Below are 21089 nucleotides of genomic sequence, written 5' to 3'. Positions count from 1 at the left end.
GCTGAACAACGCAGAATAGGGGGCCATCGCGCCTGTGTTCCGCACCGCTACGGCGCGGCTATACGCACCCCGCCGGGCTCCGGCCGCGCACACAGCCAGGCCGCGGCATCGGCCACGCTGTCCAGGATCAGCGTCCCCTGCGGTGCCGCTGCCCGCTCCGCGACCTGCGCCGGCACCAGCAAGCAGTGCCCGACGCCGGCGGCCAAGGCCGCCAGCATGTCGCTAGCCCGATCCCCCAGCATGACCGATTCGCCAAGGTCGAGGCCAAGGTCCCGTGCCGCCTCAAGCAGCATCCCCGGACCCGGCTTGCGGCGTGGCGTGGCCTGCGCCGGCGCCTCGGGGGCGTGGTAGACGGCGGCGATCGGCGCACCGGCCTCGGCGAAGCGCTTGCGCATCCAGGCGGTCAGCGTGGCAAAATCGGCCTCGGTGTACAGGCCGCGTCCGATGCCGGCCTGGTTGGTGACGATGGCGATGGGCATGCCGCGCCGTGCAGCTTCCCGCACCAGATCGAAGATACCCGGGATGAAGGTGACCTGGTCGATCCGGTGTACATAGCCATGATCGACGTTCACGATGCCGTCGCGGTCCAGCAGCAGCCCCGCCAACATCGTGCTCAGCCGCGCGGGAACATCGCCCGCTCGACCAGGGCGCAGATCGCATGCCCGGCCGCCTCATGTCCCTCCTGGATGCGCGCGGTCACGTCGGACGGCATCCGCAGGCACAGGTCGCACAAGCCGGGCATGTCGCCGCCCCCGGCGCCGGTGAAGCCAACCGTCGCGATGCCCAGCGCTTTCGCCGCACGCAACGCCGCCAAGATGTTCGGCGACCTGCCGGATGTGGAGATGGCGAAAAGCACATCTCCCGCCCTCCCCAACGCCTCGACCTGGCGGGAGAACAGGCGTTCATACCCGTAGTCATTGCCGATCGCGGTCAGGATCGAGGTATCGGTGGTCAGCGCGATCGCCGCCAGCCCCGGCCGGTCGTACTGGAAGCGCGACACCAGCTCCGCCGCCCAATGCTGCGCATCGGCCGCACTGCCGCCATTGCCGCAGATCATCAGCTTGCCGCCGGCACGCAGGCTGGTGACGACCATCCCGGCCGCCCGGTCCACCGCCGCGCACAGCGCCGGATCGGCGGCCAGGCGCGCGAGGGCTTCTGCGGAAGCGGCAAGTTCGGCGGCGGCATCGGTCATGGCAATCTCCTGGCGGCGCGTGGCTCTATGCCCAAGCGCCCATCGCCGGCAAGCGACAGCCGCCCTCAGTCGGCGGCGGCCCGGCTGCGCAGGATCGCCACCCCGCGGCGCAACAGCCCCGCCAACTCGGTCCCCGGCACCGCGCCGGACACCAGGACATGGCGGTCGAGCAGGAAGGTCGGCACGCCATTCACCCCACCCTGGCGGGCCGCCAGATCCTCGGCCTCGATGTCCGCCAGCGCCTCATCCCCGGCCAGGCGCGCCGCGACATCGGCCACGCCATGCGCCGCCCCGATCTCGTCCAGCAAGCCGCGGTCGGAAATGTCCTTCCCATCGTGGAAATACGCCTGGAACAGCGCCTCCTTGACCTCACTGGCCGTCCCGACCTGTTCCGCGAAACGCAGCAGCCGATGCGCCGGCAGGGTGTCGGGCGTGCGCGGCTGGCGGTCGAAGCGGAAATCCAGGCCGACCGTCGCCCCCACCTGCACGATCCGGGCATCCAATTCTGCGGCACGCTCGGCGCTGCCGAATTTCTGGGCGCGATAGGCGGCGCGGTCGCGGCCCTCGGGCGGCATGTCGGGGTTCAGGCGGAACGGGCGCCAGCGCACATTGAACGCCAGCCCATCCTCGGCGACCTCCTCCAGTGCCGTGGCCAGGTGGCGCTTGCCGATCCAGCACCAGGGGCAAATCACGTCCGACACGATGTCGATGGTATGGGTCGTCATCGCAGACCGTCCTTTCCGGTAATCTCTGAAATGGTGAGCCCCCCGACGCGCGGGAAGGGGCGCCCGCCGCCGGTCAGTGCGACGCAGACCAGGATCTCCGCGGCCCGGGGCGCGTCCGGCAGCCGCGCCTCGATGGCATCGTAGTGGCTGCGGACATAGGCCGCGTCCTTGTGGCCCAGCGGCACGTCGATGGCGGTTCCCGGCCCGCCGGATTTTTTCGCCGATGGGATCAACGCGGCCCCACCGCCCAGTAGCGCACGGATCGGCGCGCCCATCTTTGGGTGCAGCAGGGCGGCGGCGTGTTCCAACTCGCCCGCCTCGCCGACGATGGCGGCCTTGCCATAGGACTGGACCTCGGTGCCCGGTATGCCGAGCACGGCGATCGCCTCGGCCGCCAGCAACCCGCCGAGGGTCGCGCCCAAGTCGATCAACTCGGACAGATCCTCGACAAAGCGCCCCGCAAAAGGGTTCGCGATGACGACGCAGGCGACGGCGCGGCGCAGCGGCTGGGGCAGGGGGCGGCCCATCTCGCTGCGGGTTTCTTCCATCAGCACGGTCAGCTTGCGGATCATGCGGCGTGGCTCAAGCTAGGCACCCGTTCGGCGGGTGGGGTGTTGCGGCTGCGGCCGCAGCGGATGATGCCGTCGATCATCACCAGGCCGATGCCCGGGATGTCGCCGACGACGATGCTGTCCAGCATGTCGCGGCCGGCCGAATGTTGCGCGCGATCCATGAAGACCAGGTCGGCGGCGCGCCCCGGCGCGATCAGCCCGCCATCCAGCCCGCGCAGCCTGGCGGTATTGCCGGTGGCGCAGCAGATGGCGGCGGCGGGCGCGATCCCACCCAGCGAGGCCAGCAGCGAAATCACCCGCAAGATACCCAGCGGCTGCACGCCGGACCCGGCCGGGCTATCGGTCCCCAGGATGACGCGATGCATCGCGCCGATGTCGCGCGCGACCTGGGCAGCGGCGATGGCGACACGCTCATTGCCGTTGTGCACGATCTCGATCGCGCGCGGCGACTTTTCGCATAGTTCGCAGACATGGGCTTCCGGCAACGCAGTATGGCCGCCGTTGATGTGGCCGATGATGTCGGCATCGGCCTCCAGCACCGTGTCGCGATCGATCAGGCCGGAACCGGGGATCGAGGGGCCGCCCGTGTGGATGGTGCTCTGGATGCCGTGCTTGCGGGCCCAGGCGACCATCTCCCGCGCCTCGTAGCCGGATTTGACGCTACCCAGCCCGACCTCCCCCAACAGGGTCACGCCAGCGGCAGCCAGATCGGCAAAATCACTCTCCACCATGCCCTGTTCCAGTACCGGCGCCCCCGCCAGGACTTTGACGCCGAGCGGCCGAAAATTGTGGAAGGCGCGCTGGGCGGTGATCGCCAGCGCCTTCAGCCCGACGATGTCCTTCGGGCGGCCCGGCAGATGCACCTCGCCGGCCGAGATCATCGTCGTGACTCCGCCATGCAGAAAACTCTCGATCCAGCCGATCTGGTTTTGCCGCGGGGTCCAGTCGCCGAAAACCGGATGCACGTGGCTGTCGATCAACCCCGGCGTGACGGCGCAGAAATGCGCGTCGATCGTCTGGGTCACGCCCTCGGGGTCGATATCGCGCAGCCGCCCGACCGCGACGATCTTGCCGCCATCCAGCAACAGGGCATCGGCATCGAGGATGGGCAGCGCCAAATCGCCCGACAGCAGCAGCCCGATATTCTTGACCAGGGTGCGCTCCGCCACCCCGCCCGCTGCCGCTTCCGCCATCATGCCCGCCCTGTGCTGCCCGCCCCGCATGCTGCGCCGGGGGGGCAGGGGGCGGCAAGCCGGGGGGATCGGCTTTGCGCGCCGCATCGCCGGGCATAGTCTGGCGCCATGGACGATCGGACCCAACAATTCGGCGCGCGAGAGGCCGATGGCATCGTGCGCTGCGACGCCTGCCCCGTCCTGTGCCGCATCCGGCCGGGCAGGGCCGGGGCCTGCCATCGCTACGCCAACCGCGAGGGCGAACTCGTCCGCACCGATCCCCTGGTGTTGCTGGAACGCGGCGGCGCCGTGGTGCCCTTCCTGGACAATGACTGGGACGGCTCGGCCCTGCGCCCCGAAAACACCTTTGTGACCGCCATCGGCGCCGGCACGACCTATCCGGACTACAAGCCCGCTCCCTTCATCGTCGGCAGCCAGCACGCGGGCGTTGATACGGTCACCGTCGTGACCGAGGGGATTTTCTCGTATTGCGGGTTGAAGGTGAAGCTCGACACCGACCGCCACCTGGGGCCGGAAACGGCGGCGGTGCGGGTGGATGGCGAACAGATCGGCCATGTGACCACGGCGGAATACGGCAGCCAGATGCTGTCGCTCGGCGGCGTGCGGCATTTGACGGGCGGCTCCAAGCGCGAGGGCACGGTCACCTGCCGCGCCATGCTGACCCTGGCCAATCGCGGCGCGGTCGAGGTCACCATCGATGGCGGCTCGCGCGTCATGTTGCAGGCGGGCACGGCGCCCATCGTGAATGGCGCGCCCGAACACCGCATGCGCGTCGGCTGCGGCAGCGCCACCGTCGGCATCTTCGCCCAGCAATGGCTCGGCCATGCCGATGAGGTGATCGTGCTGGACGACCACATCACCGGCGTCCTGTCCGAACACCAGGCCGGCAAGTGCCTTGGCATGCCGCCCGCCGGCATCCGGGTGCGCGGCCGGCGCTCCACGCCGGGGCGGTATTTCCAGGTCGCGGAGCCGGGCACGGGCTGGGGCGGCACCGCCATCACCGACCCTCTCTCGGTCATCGAAAGCATCGACCCCGCCACCGCCTGGCCGGGCCTGCGCCTGCTGCTGACCAGCACGACCGGCGAGGACGCGCTCTGGGTCGAATTGGACGAGGCGCTGCGCCCGGTGCCCGCCAAAATGCCTTCGGCGGTGCAGGCGGTGGTGGACCGCATCGGCGAGAATTGCGAACCCGCCCTGACCTCCATCCTGTTCATGGCCGGCGCCGGCGGATCCCTTCGCGCCGGGGTGACGGGCAACCCCGTGCTGCTGACGCGCCAGGTGCAGGAGAATCTGGTGCGCGTGACCATGGGCGGCGCGCCCTGCATGCTGTGGCCGGGGGGCGGCATCACCATCATGGCCGATGTGCTGCGCCTGCCGGCGGATGCCTTTGGCTCGGTGCCCACCCCGGCGCTGGTGGCGCCGATCGAGTTCACCATGCGCGCCGATATTTTTGCTGCCCTGGGCGGTCATACCGACCAGGTGACACCGATGGAAAAGGTGATCGCCGATTACGGCGCCACGGCGCGGCGTGGCGACGCGAAAAGCAATCCCTGGCCGGATGCGCCTTGACCGCCTGCATCTGCGGGATGGCCCGATCGACCTCGTGATCGGCGCCGAGGCACGGGCGCATCCGGCCGCCATCGCCGCTTTCGACGGTTTGCTGGCGGGGCTGGCGGCAGAACTGCCCGCCCTGCGCGCGCCGGTCGGCACCGCGACGCTGACCCACCCCGTGGCCCGCGCCATGGCCGCCGCTTGCCTGCCGCACGGACAAAATTTCATCACGCCGATGGCGGCGGTGGCGGGGGCGGTGGCCGATCATGTGCTGGCGGCGATGGTCGCGGCGGTGCCGGACATGCGCCGCGCCTTCGTCAACAATGGCGGCGACATCGCGTTGCATCTGGCGCCGGGCGAAACGCTGCGCGTCGGGTTGGTTGCCGACCTGGCCCGCGGCACGCCGGAAGGTGCTGCGGTGATCGAAGCCGCCGACCCCGTGCGCGGCATCGCGACCAGCGGCTGGCCGGGGCGGTCGTTTTCACTCGGGATCGCCGATGCCGTGACGGTGCTGGCGGCGACCGCGGCCGAGGCCGATGCCGCCGCCAGCATGATCGCCAATGCGGTGAACGCCGATCACCCCGCGATCCACCGGGCACCGGCCCAAAGCCTCGATCCCGACAGCGACCTGGGTGCGCGGTTGGTCACGGTCGACGTGGGGCCGCTGCCGGCGGAGGTGTTGCGCGCGGCCCTGGCCGCGGGCGTGGCCGAGGCGCGGGGCCTGCGGGACCGGGGTCTGATCGTGGCCGCCCTGCTGCGATGCCAGGGCAGCGCTGCCGCGGTCGGTCAGATATCCAGATCGGCCCAGATCGCCGCATGGTCGGATGCCGCCTGGTAGGCGAATTTCATCTCCGGCAGGATCGGCCAGAGCGTGCCGTGCGTGCCGCCCCATACGCCCTGGCGCGACACGCCGCCGCGCGTGACCTTGGCGAACAACGCCGGCGACAGCAGCAGGAAGTCGATCTTGTTGCTCTTGGTGCCATTGGCATAGGTGCCGGGCCTGCCGTCGGATTCGAACAGGGGGTGTTCGCTGATATCCTTCAGATCCGATGAGTCCCGCAGCAGCGGCGACAGCGGGTCGCTGTCCGGCGTGTCGTTCAGGTCGCCCAGGATGGCGATATGGGCGATGCCCTGGGCGCGCAGACCGTCGTAGATCTCCCGCACCCGGCGGGCCTGCGCGCGGCGCTTGGCATTGGACTCGGCGGGCGTGCCGAAGCCCTTGCTCTTGAAATGATTGGCCAGGACGACGAGGCCTTCGCCGGAAGGCAGGCGCAGGTGAAATTCGGGGCAGTCGCGGCTGAAGATGCGGTTTTTCCCGCTGCGATCGTCGATATGGGTGCGCAGCATGTCCACCGCGAAAGGGGCGCGGCTGATCAGCCCGACATCGATGCCGCGATCGTCGTTGCCGTCCAGCAGCATGATGTGGTCATAGCGACGCCCGCCGACCACCTCCAGCACCTGTTCGTTGAAGCGGGTGAGGGAGATCCTGTCCTCCGCCTCCACCACCACCACGACATCCGCATCGACATCGCGCAGCACGCGGGCGGTGTTCTGGGTGGCGATCTCGTTGACCGCTTCCATTTTCAGCTCGAGCCAGCCGATCCATTCGTCGCGCCCATTGGCGACGATCTCGATCCCGGTCTTCGTTCGTTTCAGCAGGGTCCCGCGGTTCTTACGCAGGATGACCAGGCTGCTTTCGTCGGATTTTTGCAGCCCCAGTTCGACCAGATGCTTCACGATCACGGCCTTGTCCGCCTTGGTGTAAACCGTCTTCCGCAAAAGCGCGTTCAGCCGCGCATGGGCGTCCAAGGCTTTCCGCCCGGCCGACCAGCGGGACGGGTCGCGGCCGGGCTTGTCGAGCCAATCATCCTGATTGAGGGCGCGGGCGCGCTGGAACAGGTTTTCGACATTGAAGGCGGCGATGCGCACGGCACTCCCTCCTCTTTTGGAGCAGAGTGTAATGACATGACACCTGCCGGTGTTACCGGAATTTCGGGCCTATAGGCTCAGGTAGCGTTCCCGCACATCCTCGGCCGCATCCAGTGCTGCCATGGTCCCGGCCCAGCGCACGCGTCCGGTTTCGATCACCACCGCATGGTCGGCGACGACCCGGGCAAAATGCAAATTCTGTTCGGCCAGGAGGATCGACAGCCCACCTTCCTTGATCGTGCCGATGGCGGCGGCCATGCGCTCGACGATGACCGGGGCGAGGCCTTCGGAGGGTTCATCCAGCAGCAGCAGGCGCGGGTTGCCCATCAGGGTGCGGGCGATGGTCAGCATCTGCTGCTCACCACCACTCATCCGACCGCCCGGCCGCTTGCGCATGCTGGCGAGGTTGGGGAAGAGCGTGAACAGGCGCTCCGGCGTCCAGGGCTGCATGCCGGCGGGAGCGGGGCGCTGCCCGACCAGCAGGTTCTCATCCACCGTCAGTTCCGCAAATATGCGGCGCTCCTCCGGCACATAGCCGATGCCGGCGCGGGCGATGGCATGCGGCGGCTGGCCTGCGAGGTCTCGGCCCTCGAACACCACACGGCCGGCCGATGGCGGCACCAGCCCCATGATCGCCTTCATGGTCGTGCTCTTGCCCGCGCCATTGCGGCCGAGCAGCACCGCGACCTGTCCCGCGCCGACCGAGAAGCCGACGTCCTGCAGGATATGCGCACGGCCGTAATGGGCGCCGAGGTTCTGGACCTCCAGCATCAATGCCCCCCCGCCGTGGCGCCGGTGCCGAGGTAGACATCCCGCACCCGCGGATCGGCGCGGACGGCGGCGGGCGTTCCCTCGGCGATCAGGGCACCTCGGTCCAGCACGATGATCCGGTCGGCATGGGCAAAGACCACATCCATGTCGTGTTCGGTGAACAACACGCCGATCTCGCCTTCCTTCGCCAGCCGTGCGGTCAGCGCCATCAGCGCGATGCGCTCGGCGGGCGCCATCCCAGCCGTGGGTTCGTCCATCAGCAGCAGGCGCGGTGCATTGGCCAGCGCCACGGCCAGTTCGACGCGCTTGAGGTCGCCATAGGCGAGCACCCCGCAAGGCCGGTCCATCTGCGCCGCCATGCCGACGCGGTCCAGCAGCGCCTCAGCCTCCGCGCCAAACCGCGTGCCCATGGCGCGCCACAGCCCGCCCAGCGCGCGGGCGTGGCTGTGCAGCGCGACCTGTACATTCTCCCGCACCGTCATGGAGGCGAAGGTCGCGGTGATCTGGAAGGTGCGCCCGACCCCCATACGGAAGACGCGACGTGGCGCGAGGCCCGTGATGTCCTGCCCGGCCAGCGTGACGCGCCCGGCATCGGGGCGGACCTGGCCGTTCAGCATGTTGAAGCAGGTGGATTTGCCCGCGCCATTGGGACCGATCAGCGCCAGCACCTCACCGGCCGCCAGGGCGAAGGACACGCCGCGCACGGCGGCAACCCCGCCCCAGGATTTCGCCAGGTTCTGGACCGATAGGACGTTCACGCCCGGCGTTCCCACCAGCCACGGGCGGCGCCTGCCAGCCCCTGCGGGAAGAAGACGACCAACAGGATGATCGTGGCCCCCAGGATCATGCGCCAATGGTCGGTGAAGCGAACCAGTTGCTCCTGCAGCCCGGTCAGCGCGACGGCGCCCAGCAGCGGCCCGGACAGCGTCTGCACGCCGCCCAGCAGCACCATCAGCAGCGCGTCCACGCTGCGCGGGATGCCCAGGATGCTCGGGAAGACGCTGCCCTTGCCGTAAGCGAAAATCGCCCCCGCAACCCCGGCGAAGGCGGCGGCGATCGCAAAGGCCATCCATCGCGTGGCAAAGGTGTCGATGCCGATGGCTTCGGCCCGCAGCGGGCTGTCACGCCCCGCCCGCAGCGCCGCGCCAAAGGGCGACCAGATCATCCGCCGCAGCAGCAGCGCCCCGCCGACACACAAGACCAGCGCCAGCAAATAGAAGACCGGTTTCGGCCGGGCCCATGCATCGGGCCAGACCCCCAAAATGCCGTTGTCGCCGCCGGTGACCTCGACCCATTGGAAGGCGGTGCTCCAGGCGATCTGGGCGAAGGCCAGGGTCAGCATCGCGGCATAGACACCCGAAAGCCGTACGCAGAACCAGCCGAACAGCAGCCCCATCAACCCCGCGGCAAAGGGCGCCGCCAGCAGCCCGCCCCACATCGGCACGCCGGCATGCTTGACCAGCAGGGCGGCGGCATAGGCGCCCGCGCCGAAATAGGCGGCATGGCCGAAACTCGCGAGCCCGCCAGGTCCCATGATGAAATGCAGCGACGCGGCGAAGAGCACGGCGACCAGGACCTCGGTCAGCACCGTGAGTTCATAATCCGACAGCACGCCGGCGGCCGCGACCAGCAGCGCCAGCAGCACGCCCCCTGCGATACGCAAGGCCCGTGGCGCGGGGGCGAGCAGTGGTTCCGGCGGGCCGGATGTCGCGTGCAACCCCTGCGGCGGCTTGCCCAGCAGGCCATAAGGCCGCACCACCAGCACAGCGGCCATCACCAGGAACACCAGCACCAGCGTGATTTTTGGCAGCACCAGGATGCCAAAGGCGGAAAGCAGGCCGATCATCAGCGCGGCCAGGAAAGCCCCCGTCAGCGAACCGAGGCCACCGACGACGACGACGACGAACGCCTCGGTGATGATGGACAGGTCCATCTGCAGGTTGACGCTTTCGCGCGGCAATTGCAGCGCGCCGCCCAGGCCCGCCAAGGCCGCACCCAGGGCGAAAACCCCGGTGAACAGCAGCGCCTGGTTCACGCCAAGCGCCGAGACCATGTCTCGATCCGCCGTCGCCGCCCGCACCAGCACGCCGAAGCGCGTGCGATGGAACAGCAGCCAGAGCGCCCCCAGCACGACCGGTCCGACGCAGATCAGGAAGGCGTCGTACAGCGGGAAGCGCACACCGAAAATATCGACGGCGCCGCGCAGCAAAGGCGCGCGAGGCCCCAGCAAATCCTGCGGCCCCCACAGCCACAGCGCCGCATCCTGCACCACCAGCACGACACCAAAGGTCGCCAGCAGTTGGAACAGTTCCGGCGCGCGATAGATCCGGCGCAGCAAGGTGACCTCGATCACCGCGCCGATCGCGCCCGTCACCAGAGCCGCCGCGATCACCCCGCCCCAAAACCGCCAGAACGGTCCCGCAAACTCGAAGACGCCGCGCGTGACAAAGGTCCAGGCTAGGTAGGCGCCCAGCATGTAGAGGCTGCCATGGGCAAAATTCACGACCCGCGTGACGCCAAAGATCACGGTCAGCCCGGCGGCGACCAGGAAGAGCGAGGAGGCCGAGGCCAGCCCGCTCAACCCCTGGACAAGAAGATCCTCCATCAAGCCGTCAGACGGGGGCGGGGCGCATGCTCCGCACGACCTCATCCGACGGTAAGTACGATCCGCCCGGCGCGTAGCGCCAATCCGTCATCGTGCCCCGGCCGTTGCGCAGCACGGTCTTGCCGACGAAGGCACCGAGCGTCGATTGATGGTCGATCGCGCGATAGCTGATATCGCCGGTGCCGAAGGCGGAACCGAAAGTCAGCCCGCGCAGCGCCCCGATCATCGCCTCGGTGTCCGGCGAACCCGCCCGGCGCAGCCCGGCGATGATCGAGGTCACCGTGTCATAGGCCACGACCGAGCCGAGTTTCGGATCGGCATTCCAACGCGCGCGATAGGCGGTGCGGAAGGCGGCATGGGTGGGGTTGTCGATCTGCTCCCAGGGATAGCCGGTGACGATCCAACCCTCCGGCGCCTCATCGCCCAGGGGTTCGAGGTATTCCGGCTCACCGGTCAGCATCGACACCACGCTGCGCCGTTCGAACAGCCCGCGCGTATTGCCCTGGCGGACGAAATTGGTCAGGTCGGCGCCGAAGGTGACGTTGAAGATCGCATCCGGCCGCGTCCCGGCCAGCGCCTGCACCGTCGCACCGGCATCGATGCGGCCGAGGGCGGGGAACTGCTCGCCGACAAACTCCACATCCGGCTTCACGCGGGTCAGCAATTCCTTGAACCAACGCACGGCGGACTGGCCATATTCGTAGTTCGGCGCGACGGTGGCCCAGCGCTTGGCGGGCAGCTTCGCCGCTTCCTCGACCAGCATCGCCGCCTGCATGTAGGTGGACGGCCGCAGGCGGAAGGTGAAGCGATTGCCGCGCGACCAGACCAGCGCATCGGTCAGCGGTTCGGAGGCGACATAGAGCTTGCGGTTCTGGTTGGCGAAATCGGAGATCGCCAACCCGACGTTCGACAGAAAGCCGCCCGCCAGCAGATCGACCCTTTCGTTGTTCACCAACTCGCCGGCATGACGCACCGCATCCTCGGGCCGGCCGGCATCGTCGCGAAAAATCGTCTCGATCTGTCGACCGTTCACGCCGCCGGCGGCGTTGACGATCTCATTCGCCAGGATCCAGCCGTTGCGATAGGGCGCGAGGAAGGCCGGCTGCGCGGTGTAGGAGTTGATCTCGCCAATCTTGATCGGCGCGGCGGTCTGGGCGCGCGTGGGTCCGGATGCGAAAAATAGGGGCGCCGCGAGAACAGGGGTGGCGAGGACGCCGCGCCGCGAAAAACCCTGGGTCATCACACATCTCCATTGCACCGCTCTCATGTGAACAGAGGAACGCCCCGGGCGGAAGGGCGAAAACCCACTTAAAGCAGCAACCGGGGCAGATGCAGAACCGCCATGACGACAGCGCCTATCGCAAGCCAGCGCGGGCGCGAAAGGATATAGCCCAGCGCGAAGCCGACCAGCGTCAGCGTGGCGAAACCGACCATCGCCATCGCCAAGGGCACGAAGGCGTCCGACAACAGACTCTCCCCATTATGCTGGAGCCAGAGGAACTCACCGATCCGGCGCGTCGGGGTGGTGGCGGCGATGATCGCCAGAAGCGGCCCGGCCCAGCGACCGCGCAGGCCACGCCAAGCGATCGCGGCGACCACGACGAGCCAGGCCGCATCGGCGCCTGGCAGCAGGCCCCGCGCCTCGAAATAGGCGCCGACCGACCCACCCAAGGCCAGCCAGGCGAAGGGGGACAGGAAACGCCGCTGCCACAGCACCGGAACCGCGAAAATACAGGCGCTGAGGGCCATGACTTCCATCAGGGCCATGGCGGCGCCGTAGGTCGTGATCATCAGCCCGATCGCGATGTAGGGCGTCAGGAACACCAGGGCGACCAGGCCCAGGAGAAGTGCGGCGGCGCCCCAAAGCAGTTTACGGATCATGGTGCCTCCCCCGCGGCGCGCCCGGTGCGATGGCGCCACCAATGCCATAACAGGCGTGCCGCGACGCCGCGCCAGGGCGACCAGGCGCGCGCCATCGCCGCCAGCGCGCGGGCATCCGGGCGCGCGGCCAGGCCGAACAGGTCGGCGGCCCCGGCGGCGAGCGCGACATCGCCGGGCGGGAAGATGTCGGCCCGGTCCTCGGCGAAAAGCAGGTAGACGGCGGCGGTCCAGGGCCCGATCCCGGGCACGGCGACCAGCATGGCCAGCGCCTGGTCGTCCGGCAGCATCGGCAAAGCCACGAAATCGAGCCGCCCATCCAGGCAGGCCCCGGCCACGGCCCGGGCATGCGACACCTTGGGGCGGGACAGGCCGGCGCCGCGCAGCAGCGCCTCGTCCAGCGCCAGCAACCCGGCCGGGTCCAGCGCGCCCGGCAGGGTGGCGACGCGGGACCAGATGGCCCCGGCCGCGGCATTGCTGATCAATTGGCCGCAGATGGTGCGCAACAGGCCGGGAAAACCCGGCGGCCGGCTTCGCCAGGCCAGCGGGCCGGCAGCGGATTCGATCCCCGCAAAACCGGGATGGGCGCCGGTAAGGCCGGCAATGTCCCTCAGCCTGTCGGCGGGGGGTGGCGGCGGCGGCGGGGTGTGGAGGGGAGAAGACACCCCGCCGCCTCTACCGGACGCCGCCACTGGGGGGGAGAGGGCGACGTCACTGAACGCAAGATGCCCGAGCGATGTTGCAGGACTGCGACCACGCAGGACCGATTGTGCAACGTTACGTAACGCACACGCCGCTGGCAAAGTCGTGTAACAAGATGGGCGCGCATGGCGGCCGCGAGGTGATATGTAACACCCATGGAAAACGCCCCCCACATCCTCGTGGTCGATGACGACCGCGAGATCCGCGAACTCCTTTCCAAGTTCCTCGAAAGGCAGGGCTTTCGCGTATCCGCCGCGCGGGATGCGCGGGAGGCGCGCAGGCTTTGGCCACTCGGCCGCTACCACCTGGTGGTGCTGGACCTGATGCTGCCGGGCGAATCGGGCCTGGATTTCGGCCGCTGGCTGCGCAGCCAATCGGATGTGCCCATCGTGATGCTGACGGCGATGGGCGAGGAGACGGACCGCATCGTCGGGCTGGAACTGGGCGCCGACGACTATGTCTCCAAGCCGTTCAACCCGCGTGAATTGCTGGCGCGGATCCGCGCGGTCCTACGGCGTGCGACGGGTGAGGCCGCGGCCGCCAAGGAACCACCGGCCAAGGCCATTCGCTTCGCCGGCTGGACCCTGGAACCCGGCCGCCGCCGCCTGCTGAACCCGGACGGCGCGGAGGTGCCGTTGACAGGGGGCGAATACGAATTGCTGACCGTGCTGGTCGAACGGCCGAACCGGGTGCTGACGCGCGACATGCTGATGGACCTGTTGCGCGGGCGCCAGGCCGGGCCCTTCGACCGGGCGATCGACGTCGCGGTGTCGCGCTTGCGACGCAAGCTTGAGGATGACGGCCGCAACCCCAACCTGATCAAGACCGTTCGTGGCGGCGGCTACGTGCTGGCGGCGACGGTGGACCGCGCCGCCTGATGCGCCGCCTGTTGCGCCGCTTCATGCCGCGGACGCTGGCGGGCCGAACCGCCCTTTCACTGGTGATCGGCCTGATGGTGGTGCAGGCGGCGGGGCTGACGATCCATGCACTGGACCGCGTCGACCTGCAGCGCCTGGCCCAGGCGCGCGAAGTCTCCTCCCGCATCTTCGGCTTGTGGCGCGCGGTGCTGCTGGCGCCGCCCGACCGGCGCGACATGATGCTGGCGGAAATCGACCTGCCCCTGGGGTTGTCGGCCGAATTGAGTGCGCGACCGAACGTGCGGCCCGGCATGACGCCGCCGCCGCCCCCGGCCGTGCGGCTGTTCCGCTTGGAGGTGCTGCTGAATGCACCGCCACGCTTCCGCCCGCGCGATGTGCTGATGGCTGATGCCCCGATGGGTGGCGGCATGCTGATCGCCTTCCGCCTGCCGGAGGGCGATTGGCTGAACATGCGGGTGCACCTGCCGCCGCCCCGCCCGTGGCATTCGGAAACCTTCCTCGCCGCCTTCCTGGTGATGACCATCGCCGCGGTGCTGATGGCGCTTTGGGCCACCCGGCGGCTGACGCGCCCGGTGCGCGACCTGGCCCTGGCCGCCGAACGCCTGGGGCGCGACGTGAACGCCGTGCCGCTGCCCGAGGATGGCCCGCAGGAGGTCGCCCAGGCTGCCCGTGCCTTCAACACCATGGCGGCGCGGATCCGGCGTTTCGTCGGCGACCGCACCCAGATGCTGGCGGCGATCGGGCATGACCTGCGCACGCCGATCACCCGGCTGAAACTGCGCGCCGAATTCATGGATGACGACGAACAGCGCCGGAAGATGCTGTCGGACCTGGATGAGATGGAGGCGATGATCAACGCCACCCTCGCCTTCGCGCGCGACGATGCGGCGACCGAACCGACCACGGCGCTGGACCTCGCCGCCCTGGCACGGACCGTGTTGGACGAAGCCGCGGACGCCAGGCCCGAACTCGCCGACCGGCTGGGCTATGAGGGGCCGGATCGCCTGACCGTGCGGGTGCGGCCGGTGGCGATGAAGCGGGCGCTGGCCAATCTGGTCGGCAATGCGATGTCCTACGGCGCCTCGGCCCGCATCCTTCTGTCGCCACCCGACCGGGGCGCCGTGCGCCTGGCGGTCGAGGATGACGGCCCAGGCATCCCCGAGGACCAGATCGAGGCGGTGTTCCAGCCGTTCCGCCGGCTGGAGACCAGCCGTAACCGCGAAACCGGCGGCGTCGGCCTTGGCCTGCCGATCGCGCGCAACATTTTCCGCGCGCATGGCGGCGACGTGGTGCTGCTCAATCGGCCGGAGGGCGGGCTTCGGGCGCTGGGCACGCTGCCGGCCTGACCTTGAACGGGCGGGCCGCCGGCCTGGTCAAATGCCCCGCTGCCAGCGCCCCGGTCATCGGGCAGCGGCCGCGGTGGTAGTCGCGCTGCCAGCCGGCCTCGGCCTCTGGGCTGCCATGGGTTTTCAGCCCGGCGTTGAAGGTCGAGCGGCTTTCGCGCCAGGCATTGTGCGCGGCCTCCAACGCCGGGTCATCGGCCAGCGGCCGCACCTCCGGCAACGTGGCGCCTAGGCGATCGCGGTCGATCGGCATGAGCCAGCACACCGGCTCGCCGGGCTTGAAGGTGACCACCGCATGCGGGCGCGTAAAACGCCAGTTCATGGTGAAGGTCATCGGCGCCCAATCCGTCTCGACCAGGCCCGATAGCGGGGCGATCCCGTCGCGGATCGCGTTGGGGGGGCCCGACACCCAGAGCGCCACGCCCGGGTCGGTGCGGAACAATGTGTCGATGTGGAAGGTCAGCACCCCCGCGCCGAAATGCGCGACGGGCAGTGGGCTGCCGGCGGTGTCGGGGTCGTGGCGGCGAATCACCACGTCACCCGGCTGGTCGCCGCCGGTCCACCAGGCATCGAAGCCGACGCCTCCGGCGATCTCCCAGCCATGGGCATTGGCCATGGTCAGCGGCAGGCAGCGATTGGCGAAACGCTGGGGGCTGGCCTCCATCCAGTCACGGCGGGGGGAGGCGGGGCGGATCGCCGGCATGGGATGGCCGAGGTCATAGGCGACAAGCCGCGCGCTGGCGGCAGGTGTCGCGCGGTCGCGGGGCATAGGGTCGCATCCTGCGAGTGGCTGGGACAGCCATGCCAGCACGGCTGGCGTGAAGGCCCCGCTAACCGAGTCCCAGCCGCAGCCTCGCCTCGGCGATCACCCGCACCGCTTCGTGCCAAAGCGGCGGCAGCGCGTCGGGGGCGAAAAACGCGGCCTCGGTCACGTCATCGCCGGCGCGGGGCTCGCCCCCGGTCCAAAGCCCGCAGAAATCGATGATGGTGTAGTGGAAGCGGATGCGCCCTGTGTCGTCGTGGCTGACGGCATCGACCACGGCGGCGAGGGACAGGGGGCCGGCGGTGACCCCCGTCTCCTCGGCCAGTTCGCGGCGAGCGGCGGCTTCTGCGGTTTCGCCCAGATGCTGCGCGCCGCCGGGGATCGACCATTCGCCCTGGCGTGGCGGACGGCCACGCCGGACCAGAAGCAGGTCCTGGCCGCGGAACAGGATGCAGCCGATGCCGACCAGCGGCCGGGCGGGATATTCGCGCCCGTCCATCCCGTCAGTTGGCCGCTGGGGCCGGGACGGCGGTTTCCGGCGGGCGGACCAGGTCGCCGATGGTCGGCAGGAACGCCTTTTCCTTCCACGGGCCGAGTTGATAGGCCCAGCCACGCCAGCGGGCGTTCAGCCTTGCGGCCTCGTCATCGCCCGCCGCCGAAAGCGCCACCCAGAAGGCATCGCCATCGCGCCGGCCGCGCAGGGTGATGGCCAGCCCGTCGGTCAGGGTGAAGACCGACTCCCCGACCGCGGCGCCGGGCCAGTCGGCCTCCGGCTTCACATCGGTAAATGTCAGGAATTCGAAGGCGCGGCCGACCTCGTCGATGCTGACCTCATCGGTCGCGGGCGCATCGGCCGGCACCGCGACCCGCAGCGCCCCATCGGGATCGCCGCCGCGGACCAGTTCGAGCGGGGCATCGCCCGGCCGGCTGACCACCACGCGGCGCACCCGGTCGCGCGGCAGGTTGGCGATGTCGCGGTCGATCCACAGGTTGGGGTCGGAATCGACCGGCAGGCGGCCCTCGGCGAGCCAGGCCTGGGTCTCGTTCGGGCGGCGGACGTAGATGGTCTCGGGCACATTTGACCCGGCCAGCCCGCCCTGGGTCCGCATCCGGCGACGGCCCAGGATCAGCTCGGCGATCGGCGCGCCATTGGCATCCAGCAGCCGCAACAGCGAGGAGGTGGCGCCGGCGGCGCTGGGGTCCTCGACACCCAACCGGTCCAGCATCGCCGCATCTGCGGTGCGCGGTTCGATCAGGCGCAACTCGGTCAGCCCGACCAGGACCTCCCGCACCTTTTCGCCGCGCGCGGGGTAGTTGCCCTTCTCCGGCAGCACCCAGCGGTCGGGTCCCTCGCGCAGCAGCACCAGCGTGCCGTCATGGCGCCGGACCTCGATCCGGGACACGTTGGCCAGGCGCTGCGCGAGGCCCGGAAAGGCCAGCGCCGCGGGCGGCAGCGGCATCGGCGCGTCGGGGGTCAGGAAGACGGTGGCGACCGAGGTCGCGATGGCGGCCCCGCCCAGGATGACGATCGTGCGGCGTTGCATCGGCGTCAGCCCCGGGCCGCGGCGCGGCGGCGCCGACGCATCAGGCCCAGGCCGATCGCCAGCACCACCAGAAGCACCGGTACCACGGCGATGTTGGCGATGCGCAAACGACGTTCCAGCGTTTCGATGTCCCGCCGCAGTTCCAGTTGCACGCCGCGCAATTGCTGGCGCGTGCGCAGGATTTCCTCACGCGCGCGGTCAATTTCGGCACGCTGTTCCGGGGTGATGATGCTCTGCGCCTGACTGCGTTCCGCACCCGCTTGCGGCGTGCCGGCGCGCAATTCGCGCAACCGTCGTTCGGTCGCTTCCAGCCGCTGCTGCAATTCCCGTTCGGTCTGGCGGAACCGCGCCTCGGCATCGCGCCGCATGTCGTCCACCAGGCTGAAGGGGCGCAGCGATTCACCGCGCGACCGCAGCGAGATCATCGCATCCCCGCCGACCAGGGTATCGGTCAGGTTCACGATCATCGAGGCATTGTCGGAAAAAGGCTGCGGCACCTGCTGGCCGAAGAAATCCTGCACCCGCACCCAGAAGCGGTCTTCCAGCACATCGGCGTCGTTGATGACGACCATGTTGACGATGCCGTTGCTGCGGTCGCGGTGCCCGCCCTCCGGCGCCGTCGCACCCTCCGGCGGGCCGGCGGCATAGGCCGAGGCCAATTCGCCGCGCACCCTTGCGCCGACCACCCGACGCTGCCCATCGGGCCGGAAATCGGCCAGCAGCGCCGTCGGATTGGGTTCCTGGCGCAGCTTGGTGGCTTCCACGACCATGCTGCGGTCGGAGGTGGTGAGCAGGGGGGTGACCTCGACCGTCGCAGTCTCGCGCCGGATGATCTCACCGGCGCTGGCGACGGTGACCTGGTTCAATTCGGCCGTCGCGACATCGCCGCGCGCCAGGCTGTCACCCTGCATGTTGTACCAGGCGACGAAATCCACCGCCTGCACGCGATCGCCGGGATTGGCCCGCACCCGCCAGGCGCCGCGCAGGTCCAGCGCCACGCGGTCGGATGGAACCTCCAGCCCCCAGGCGGTCAGCAACGGTTCGAGGTTGGAGGAGGTATCGGTCGGCGGGCGGCCCCCGGGGCCGGGGCGGCCGGCCTGCCCTTCGGAATGCGGGTCCACCAGCAGCAGCAGCTTGCCGCCGCGCATCACATATTGGTCGATGGCGTAGAGCGTCGCGGGGGTCAGCCCCTGCGGATGCGCCACCATCAGCACCTGGATATCGGCGGGGATGGCATCGGCATCGGTCGGGATGTCGCGCAGGGTGAAGAACTGGCGCATCTGCGTCATGATGACGAAGGGCTGGCCGACGCCAGGCTGGCGCATCATCATCGCCCGCGGATCGCCCGACAGCGGCAGCGACGACAGGACGCCGACAACCGGCCGGCGCGGGTTCGACAGCTCGAAAATCAGCCGCGTCAGATCGTATTCCAGGAAGCGTTCGCGATCCGGCTGGAAGAAGGGGATCGTGCGTTCGTCATCCAGCAGATTGTTCGCGGCCAGGCCGAAATAGACCTGTTCGCCGGACTGATCGACCGGCACCCCTTGCAGACCCAGCGCCAGGGCGCGGTCCTCGGTTTCCGAAAACGGTTCAGGGTCCAGCACCTCCAGTCGAATTTTTCCGCCCGAGAGGGAGGCGTATTCCGCCAGCATCTCCCGCACGCGGTCGGCATAGGCGCCAAACACCGGCACCGTCGCGCCCAGGCGGCGCGAATAGAACAGCCGCAGGGTGATCGGATCCTGCAACCCGGCGACGATCTGCCGCGTGCCGTCGGAGAGGGTGAAGAGCCGCTGCTCGGTCAGGTCCAGCCGCGCGCGCGCAAAAAAGCGTTCGGTCAGCACGACCGCGCCGATGGCCAGCGCCAGGGCCGCGACCAGGCCAAAAGCGGAACCCCAGAGGCGCCGCGACGGCGGCTTCGGGGCGGGAAGGGATGCGGACATCAGTCGGCCTTCCTGTGATCGACGATGACGCCCGTGGCAAAAAGCCAGAAGCCGATGAAGGCGGCGAAGAAGACGATGTCGCGCAGCCCGATCACCCCGCGCGAAAATCCGCCAAGCCGGTCGGTGATGGACAGGCCCCGCGCGATCTCGGCCAGCAGCGGCACCCGCTGCGACAGGAACTCGGTCACGATCGGCGACCCCGCCGCCGCGAAGAGGAAACACACCGCCACCGCCAGCACGAAGGCGATCACCTGGTTGCGCGTCAGCGCCGACACAGCCGACCCGGCCGCCAGATAGGCGCCGGCCACCAGCAGGCAACCGACATACCCCGCCGCGATCACGCCATTGTCGGGGTTGCCCAGCAGGTTGACGGTGATGACCAGCGGAAAGGTCAGCGCCAGCGCGATGGCGCAGAACGCCCAGGCCGCCAGGAATTTCCCGACCACCGCCTGCCATTGCGCGACCGGCAGGGTCAGCAGCAATTCGATGGTGCCAAGCCGTCGTTCCTCGGCCCAGAGCCGCATCGTGATCGCCGGCACCAGGAACAGGAACAGCCAGGGCACGAAGGAGAAGAAGGGCTGCAGATCCGCCGTCCCGCGGGAGAAGAAACTCCCCAGGGTGAAGGTCAAGGTGCCCGACAGCACCAGGAAGATCACGATGAACACGACCGCCACCGGGGTCGCGAAATACGCCGCCAATTCGCGGCGGAAAATGGCCAGCATCGGCGTCATGCCGGTTGCTCCATCGTCAGTTCGCGGAACACCTGGTCCAGCGAGGTGCCACGCGCCGCGAGCATCGCGGCCGGTTCGTCCGCCACGATCCTGCCGCGCGCGATCACCACGGCGCGGGTGCAGATGGCGCCGACCTCTTCCAGGATATGCGTCGAGATCACGATGGCCTTCGTCGGCGCCAGGAGTTCGATCAGCCGGCGCACGTCATGCTTCTGGTTGGGGTCGAGCCCATCGGTCGGCTCGTCCAGCACCAACACCTCCGGGTCATGCAGCAGCGCCTGGGCCAGGCCGACGCGGCGCTTGAAGCCCTTGGACAAGGTTTCGACCGGTTGCAGGCGGACGCCCTCCAGCGCGGTCACGGTCATCGCATCCTCGACCACCTGGCGCCGGTCGCTGCCCTTGAACCCGCGGACAGAGGCGCAGAAGGCCAAGAACCCCTCGACGGTCATTTCCGGATAGGTCGGAGCACCTTCGGGCAGAAATCCCAGGGCGCGGCGGGCGGCAACGCTGTCATCCTGCACGTCATGGCCGCAGATGCGGGCGGTGCCGGCGGAGGGGGCCATGAAGCCGGCCAGCATCCGCATGGTGGTGGACTTGCCCGCACCATTGGGGCCGAGGAACCCCAGCACTTCACCGCGCGCGACGGTGAAGGACACATCGTCCACAGCCGTGAAGCTGCCGAAGCGCTTGGTCAGACGTTCGATCTCGATAAGCCGTTCCACGGCGGCGGTGCTCCCGGCGGGTTGGGTCCCGGCGGGTCGGTTTACCCGTG

At 69.3% G+C, this 21089-nt stretch carries 22 protein-coding genes; 4 read left to right on the top strand and 18 right to left on the bottom strand.

What is annotated here, in order from left to right:
- Nucleotides 1–47 precede the first annotated feature (47 nt).
- From ACQW02_RS12405 to ACQW02_RS12385, 5 genes are all read right to left on the bottom strand, one after another.
- Entirely contained in the window at nucleotides 48–608 is a 561-nt protein-coding gene (locus ACQW02_RS12405; protein WP_431285556.1) for a D-glycero-alpha-D-manno-heptose-1,7-bisphosphate 7-phosphatase, read from the bottom strand.
- A 5-nt stretch (nucleotides 609–613) separates the two neighbouring features.
- Complete coding sequence (locus ACQW02_RS12400; protein WP_431285555.1) at nucleotides 614–1192, bottom strand: D-sedoheptulose 7-phosphate isomerase; 579 nt, start codon at nucleotides 1190–1192, stop codon at nucleotides 614–616.
- A 65-nt stretch (nucleotides 1193–1257) separates the two neighbouring features.
- On the bottom strand, nucleotides 1258–1917 hold the full coding sequence (locus ACQW02_RS12395) for a DsbA family oxidoreductase (RefSeq protein ID WP_431285554.1): 660 nt from the start codon (nucleotides 1915–1917) through the stop codon (nucleotides 1258–1260).
- Entirely contained in the window at nucleotides 1914–2489 is a 576-nt protein-coding gene (locus ACQW02_RS12390) for an amino acid synthesis family protein (protein ID WP_431285553.1), read from the bottom strand. The genes ACQW02_RS12395 and ACQW02_RS12390 overlap by 4 nt, the downstream gene beginning before the upstream one ends.
- A complete protein-coding gene (locus ACQW02_RS12385) occupies nucleotides 2486–3685 on the bottom strand; it encodes an amidohydrolase family protein (RefSeq protein ID WP_431285552.1) in 1200 nt (399 codons plus the stop codon). Before ACQW02_RS12385 ends, ACQW02_RS12390 begins: the two co-directional genes overlap by 4 nt.
- 105 nt (nucleotides 3686–3790) lie before the next feature.
- Between ACQW02_RS12385 and ACQW02_RS12380 the strand changes: the two genes are divergently transcribed.
- Together ACQW02_RS12380 and ACQW02_RS12375 are read left to right on the top strand one after the other, a co-directional pair.
- The gene (locus tag ACQW02_RS12380; RefSeq protein WP_431285551.1) at nucleotides 3791–5251 is read left to right on the top strand and encodes a 6-hydroxynicotinate reductase; all 1461 of its coding nucleotides are present in this window, start codon (nucleotides 3791–3793) and stop codon (nucleotides 5249–5251) included.
- Entirely contained in the window at nucleotides 5241–6071 is an 831-nt protein-coding gene (locus ACQW02_RS12375; RefSeq protein WP_431285550.1) for a UPF0280 family protein, read from the top strand. The genes ACQW02_RS12380 and ACQW02_RS12375 overlap by 11 nt, the downstream gene beginning before the upstream one ends.
- Here the strand turns inward: ACQW02_RS12375 and ACQW02_RS12370 are convergent.
- The 7 genes from ACQW02_RS12370 to ACQW02_RS12340 all read right to left on the bottom strand — a co-directional run bounded on the left by ACQW02_RS12370 (nucleotide 6020) and on the right by ACQW02_RS12340 (nucleotide 13081).
- Entirely contained in the window at nucleotides 6020–7162 is a 1143-nt protein-coding gene (locus ACQW02_RS12370) for an endonuclease/exonuclease/phosphatase family protein (RefSeq protein WP_431285549.1), read from the bottom strand. The two genes, ACQW02_RS12375 and ACQW02_RS12370, sit on opposite strands and share 52 nt — an antisense overlap.
- A 69-nt stretch (nucleotides 7163–7231) precedes the next feature.
- Nucleotides 7232–7933, bottom strand: a complete 702-nt coding sequence (locus tag ACQW02_RS12365; RefSeq protein WP_431285548.1) for an ABC transporter ATP-binding protein — start codon at nucleotides 7931–7933, stop codon at nucleotides 7232–7234.
- Nucleotides 7933–8691, bottom strand: coding sequence for an ABC transporter ATP-binding protein (locus ACQW02_RS12360; RefSeq protein WP_431285547.1), 759 nt, complete (start codon nucleotides 8689–8691; stop codon nucleotides 7933–7935). The genes ACQW02_RS12365 and ACQW02_RS12360 overlap by 1 nt, the downstream gene beginning before the upstream one ends.
- Entirely contained in the window at nucleotides 8688–10538 is a 1851-nt protein-coding gene (locus ACQW02_RS12355) for an ABC transporter permease (RefSeq protein ID WP_431285546.1), read from the bottom strand. The genes ACQW02_RS12360 and ACQW02_RS12355 overlap by 4 nt, the downstream gene beginning before the upstream one ends.
- A 7-nt stretch (nucleotides 10539–10545) precedes the next feature.
- On the bottom strand, nucleotides 10546–11778 hold the full coding sequence (locus ACQW02_RS12350; RefSeq protein ID WP_431285545.1) for an ABC transporter substrate-binding protein: 1233 nt from the start codon (nucleotides 11776–11778) through the stop codon (nucleotides 10546–10548).
- A 68-nt stretch (nucleotides 11779–11846) separates the two neighbouring features.
- Nucleotides 11847–12419 carry a hypothetical protein gene (locus ACQW02_RS12345; protein WP_431285544.1) on the bottom strand — a complete coding sequence of 191 codons (573 nt, stop codon included), beginning with the start codon at nucleotides 12417–12419 and terminating at the stop codon, nucleotides 11847–11849.
- Nucleotides 12416–13081 carry a DNA-3-methyladenine glycosylase family protein gene (locus ACQW02_RS12340; RefSeq protein ID WP_431285543.1) on the bottom strand — a complete coding sequence of 222 codons (666 nt, stop codon included), beginning with the start codon at nucleotides 13079–13081 and terminating at the stop codon, nucleotides 12416–12418. The genes ACQW02_RS12345 and ACQW02_RS12340 overlap by 4 nt, the downstream gene beginning before the upstream one ends.
- Nucleotides 13082–13273: 192 nt before the next feature.
- Here ACQW02_RS12340 and ACQW02_RS12335 point away from each other — a divergent pair, with 192 nt between their 5' ends.
- Both ACQW02_RS12335 and ACQW02_RS12330 read left to right on the top strand, forming a co-directional pair.
- Complete coding sequence (locus ACQW02_RS12335; RefSeq protein WP_431285542.1) at nucleotides 13274–13996, top strand: response regulator; 723 nt, start codon at nucleotides 13274–13276, stop codon at nucleotides 13994–13996.
- On the top strand, nucleotides 13996–15342 hold the full coding sequence (locus tag ACQW02_RS12330; RefSeq protein WP_431285541.1) for an ATP-binding protein: 1347 nt from the start codon (nucleotides 13996–13998) through the stop codon (nucleotides 15340–15342). Before ACQW02_RS12335 ends, ACQW02_RS12330 begins: the two co-directional genes overlap by 1 nt.
- Here the strand turns inward: ACQW02_RS12330 and ACQW02_RS12325 are convergent.
- The 6 genes from ACQW02_RS12325 to ACQW02_RS12300 all read right to left on the bottom strand — a co-directional run bounded on the left by ACQW02_RS12325 (nucleotide 15293) and on the right by ACQW02_RS12300 (nucleotide 21039).
- Entirely contained in the window at nucleotides 15293–16108 is an 816-nt protein-coding gene (locus tag ACQW02_RS12325; RefSeq protein ID WP_431285540.1) for a DUF6065 family protein, read from the bottom strand. The two genes, ACQW02_RS12330 and ACQW02_RS12325, sit on opposite strands and share 50 nt — an antisense overlap.
- Nucleotides 16109–16169: 61 nt before the next feature.
- Nucleotides 16170–16601 carry an NUDIX hydrolase gene (locus ACQW02_RS12320; protein WP_431285539.1) on the bottom strand — a complete coding sequence of 144 codons (432 nt, stop codon included), beginning with the start codon at nucleotides 16599–16601 and terminating at the stop codon, nucleotides 16170–16172.
- Between the two features lie 4 nt (nucleotides 16602–16605).
- Entirely contained in the window at nucleotides 16606–17646 is a 1041-nt protein-coding gene (locus ACQW02_RS12315; protein ID WP_431285538.1) for a DUF4340 domain-containing protein, read from the bottom strand.
- Nucleotides 17647–17651: 5 nt separating this feature from the next.
- Nucleotides 17652–19586: a Gldg family protein gene (locus tag ACQW02_RS12310; RefSeq protein WP_431285537.1), complete on the bottom strand. Its 1935-nt coding sequence runs from the start codon at nucleotides 19584–19586 to the stop codon at nucleotides 17652–17654.
- Nucleotides 19586–20317, bottom strand: a complete 732-nt coding sequence (locus tag ACQW02_RS12305) for an ABC transporter permease subunit (RefSeq protein ID WP_431285536.1) — start codon at nucleotides 20315–20317, stop codon at nucleotides 19586–19588. Before ACQW02_RS12305 ends, ACQW02_RS12310 begins: the two co-directional genes overlap by 1 nt.
- Nucleotides 20314–21039 (bottom strand): ABC transporter ATP-binding protein, encoded by a 726-nt coding sequence (locus tag ACQW02_RS12300; protein WP_431285535.1) that lies wholly within the window; start codon nucleotides 21037–21039, stop codon nucleotides 20314–20316. The genes ACQW02_RS12305 and ACQW02_RS12300 overlap by 4 nt, the downstream gene beginning before the upstream one ends.
- Nucleotides 21040–21089 lie beyond the last annotated feature (50 nt).

The organism is Humitalea sp. 24SJ18S-53 (genome assembly GCF_050632385.1).
Taxonomy (GTDB): Bacteria; Pseudomonadota; Alphaproteobacteria; order Acetobacterales; family Acetobacteraceae; genus Humitalea.
Note: the sequence above shows the minus strand (reverse complement) of the source record. Positions and strands in the feature narration are given on the sequence as shown.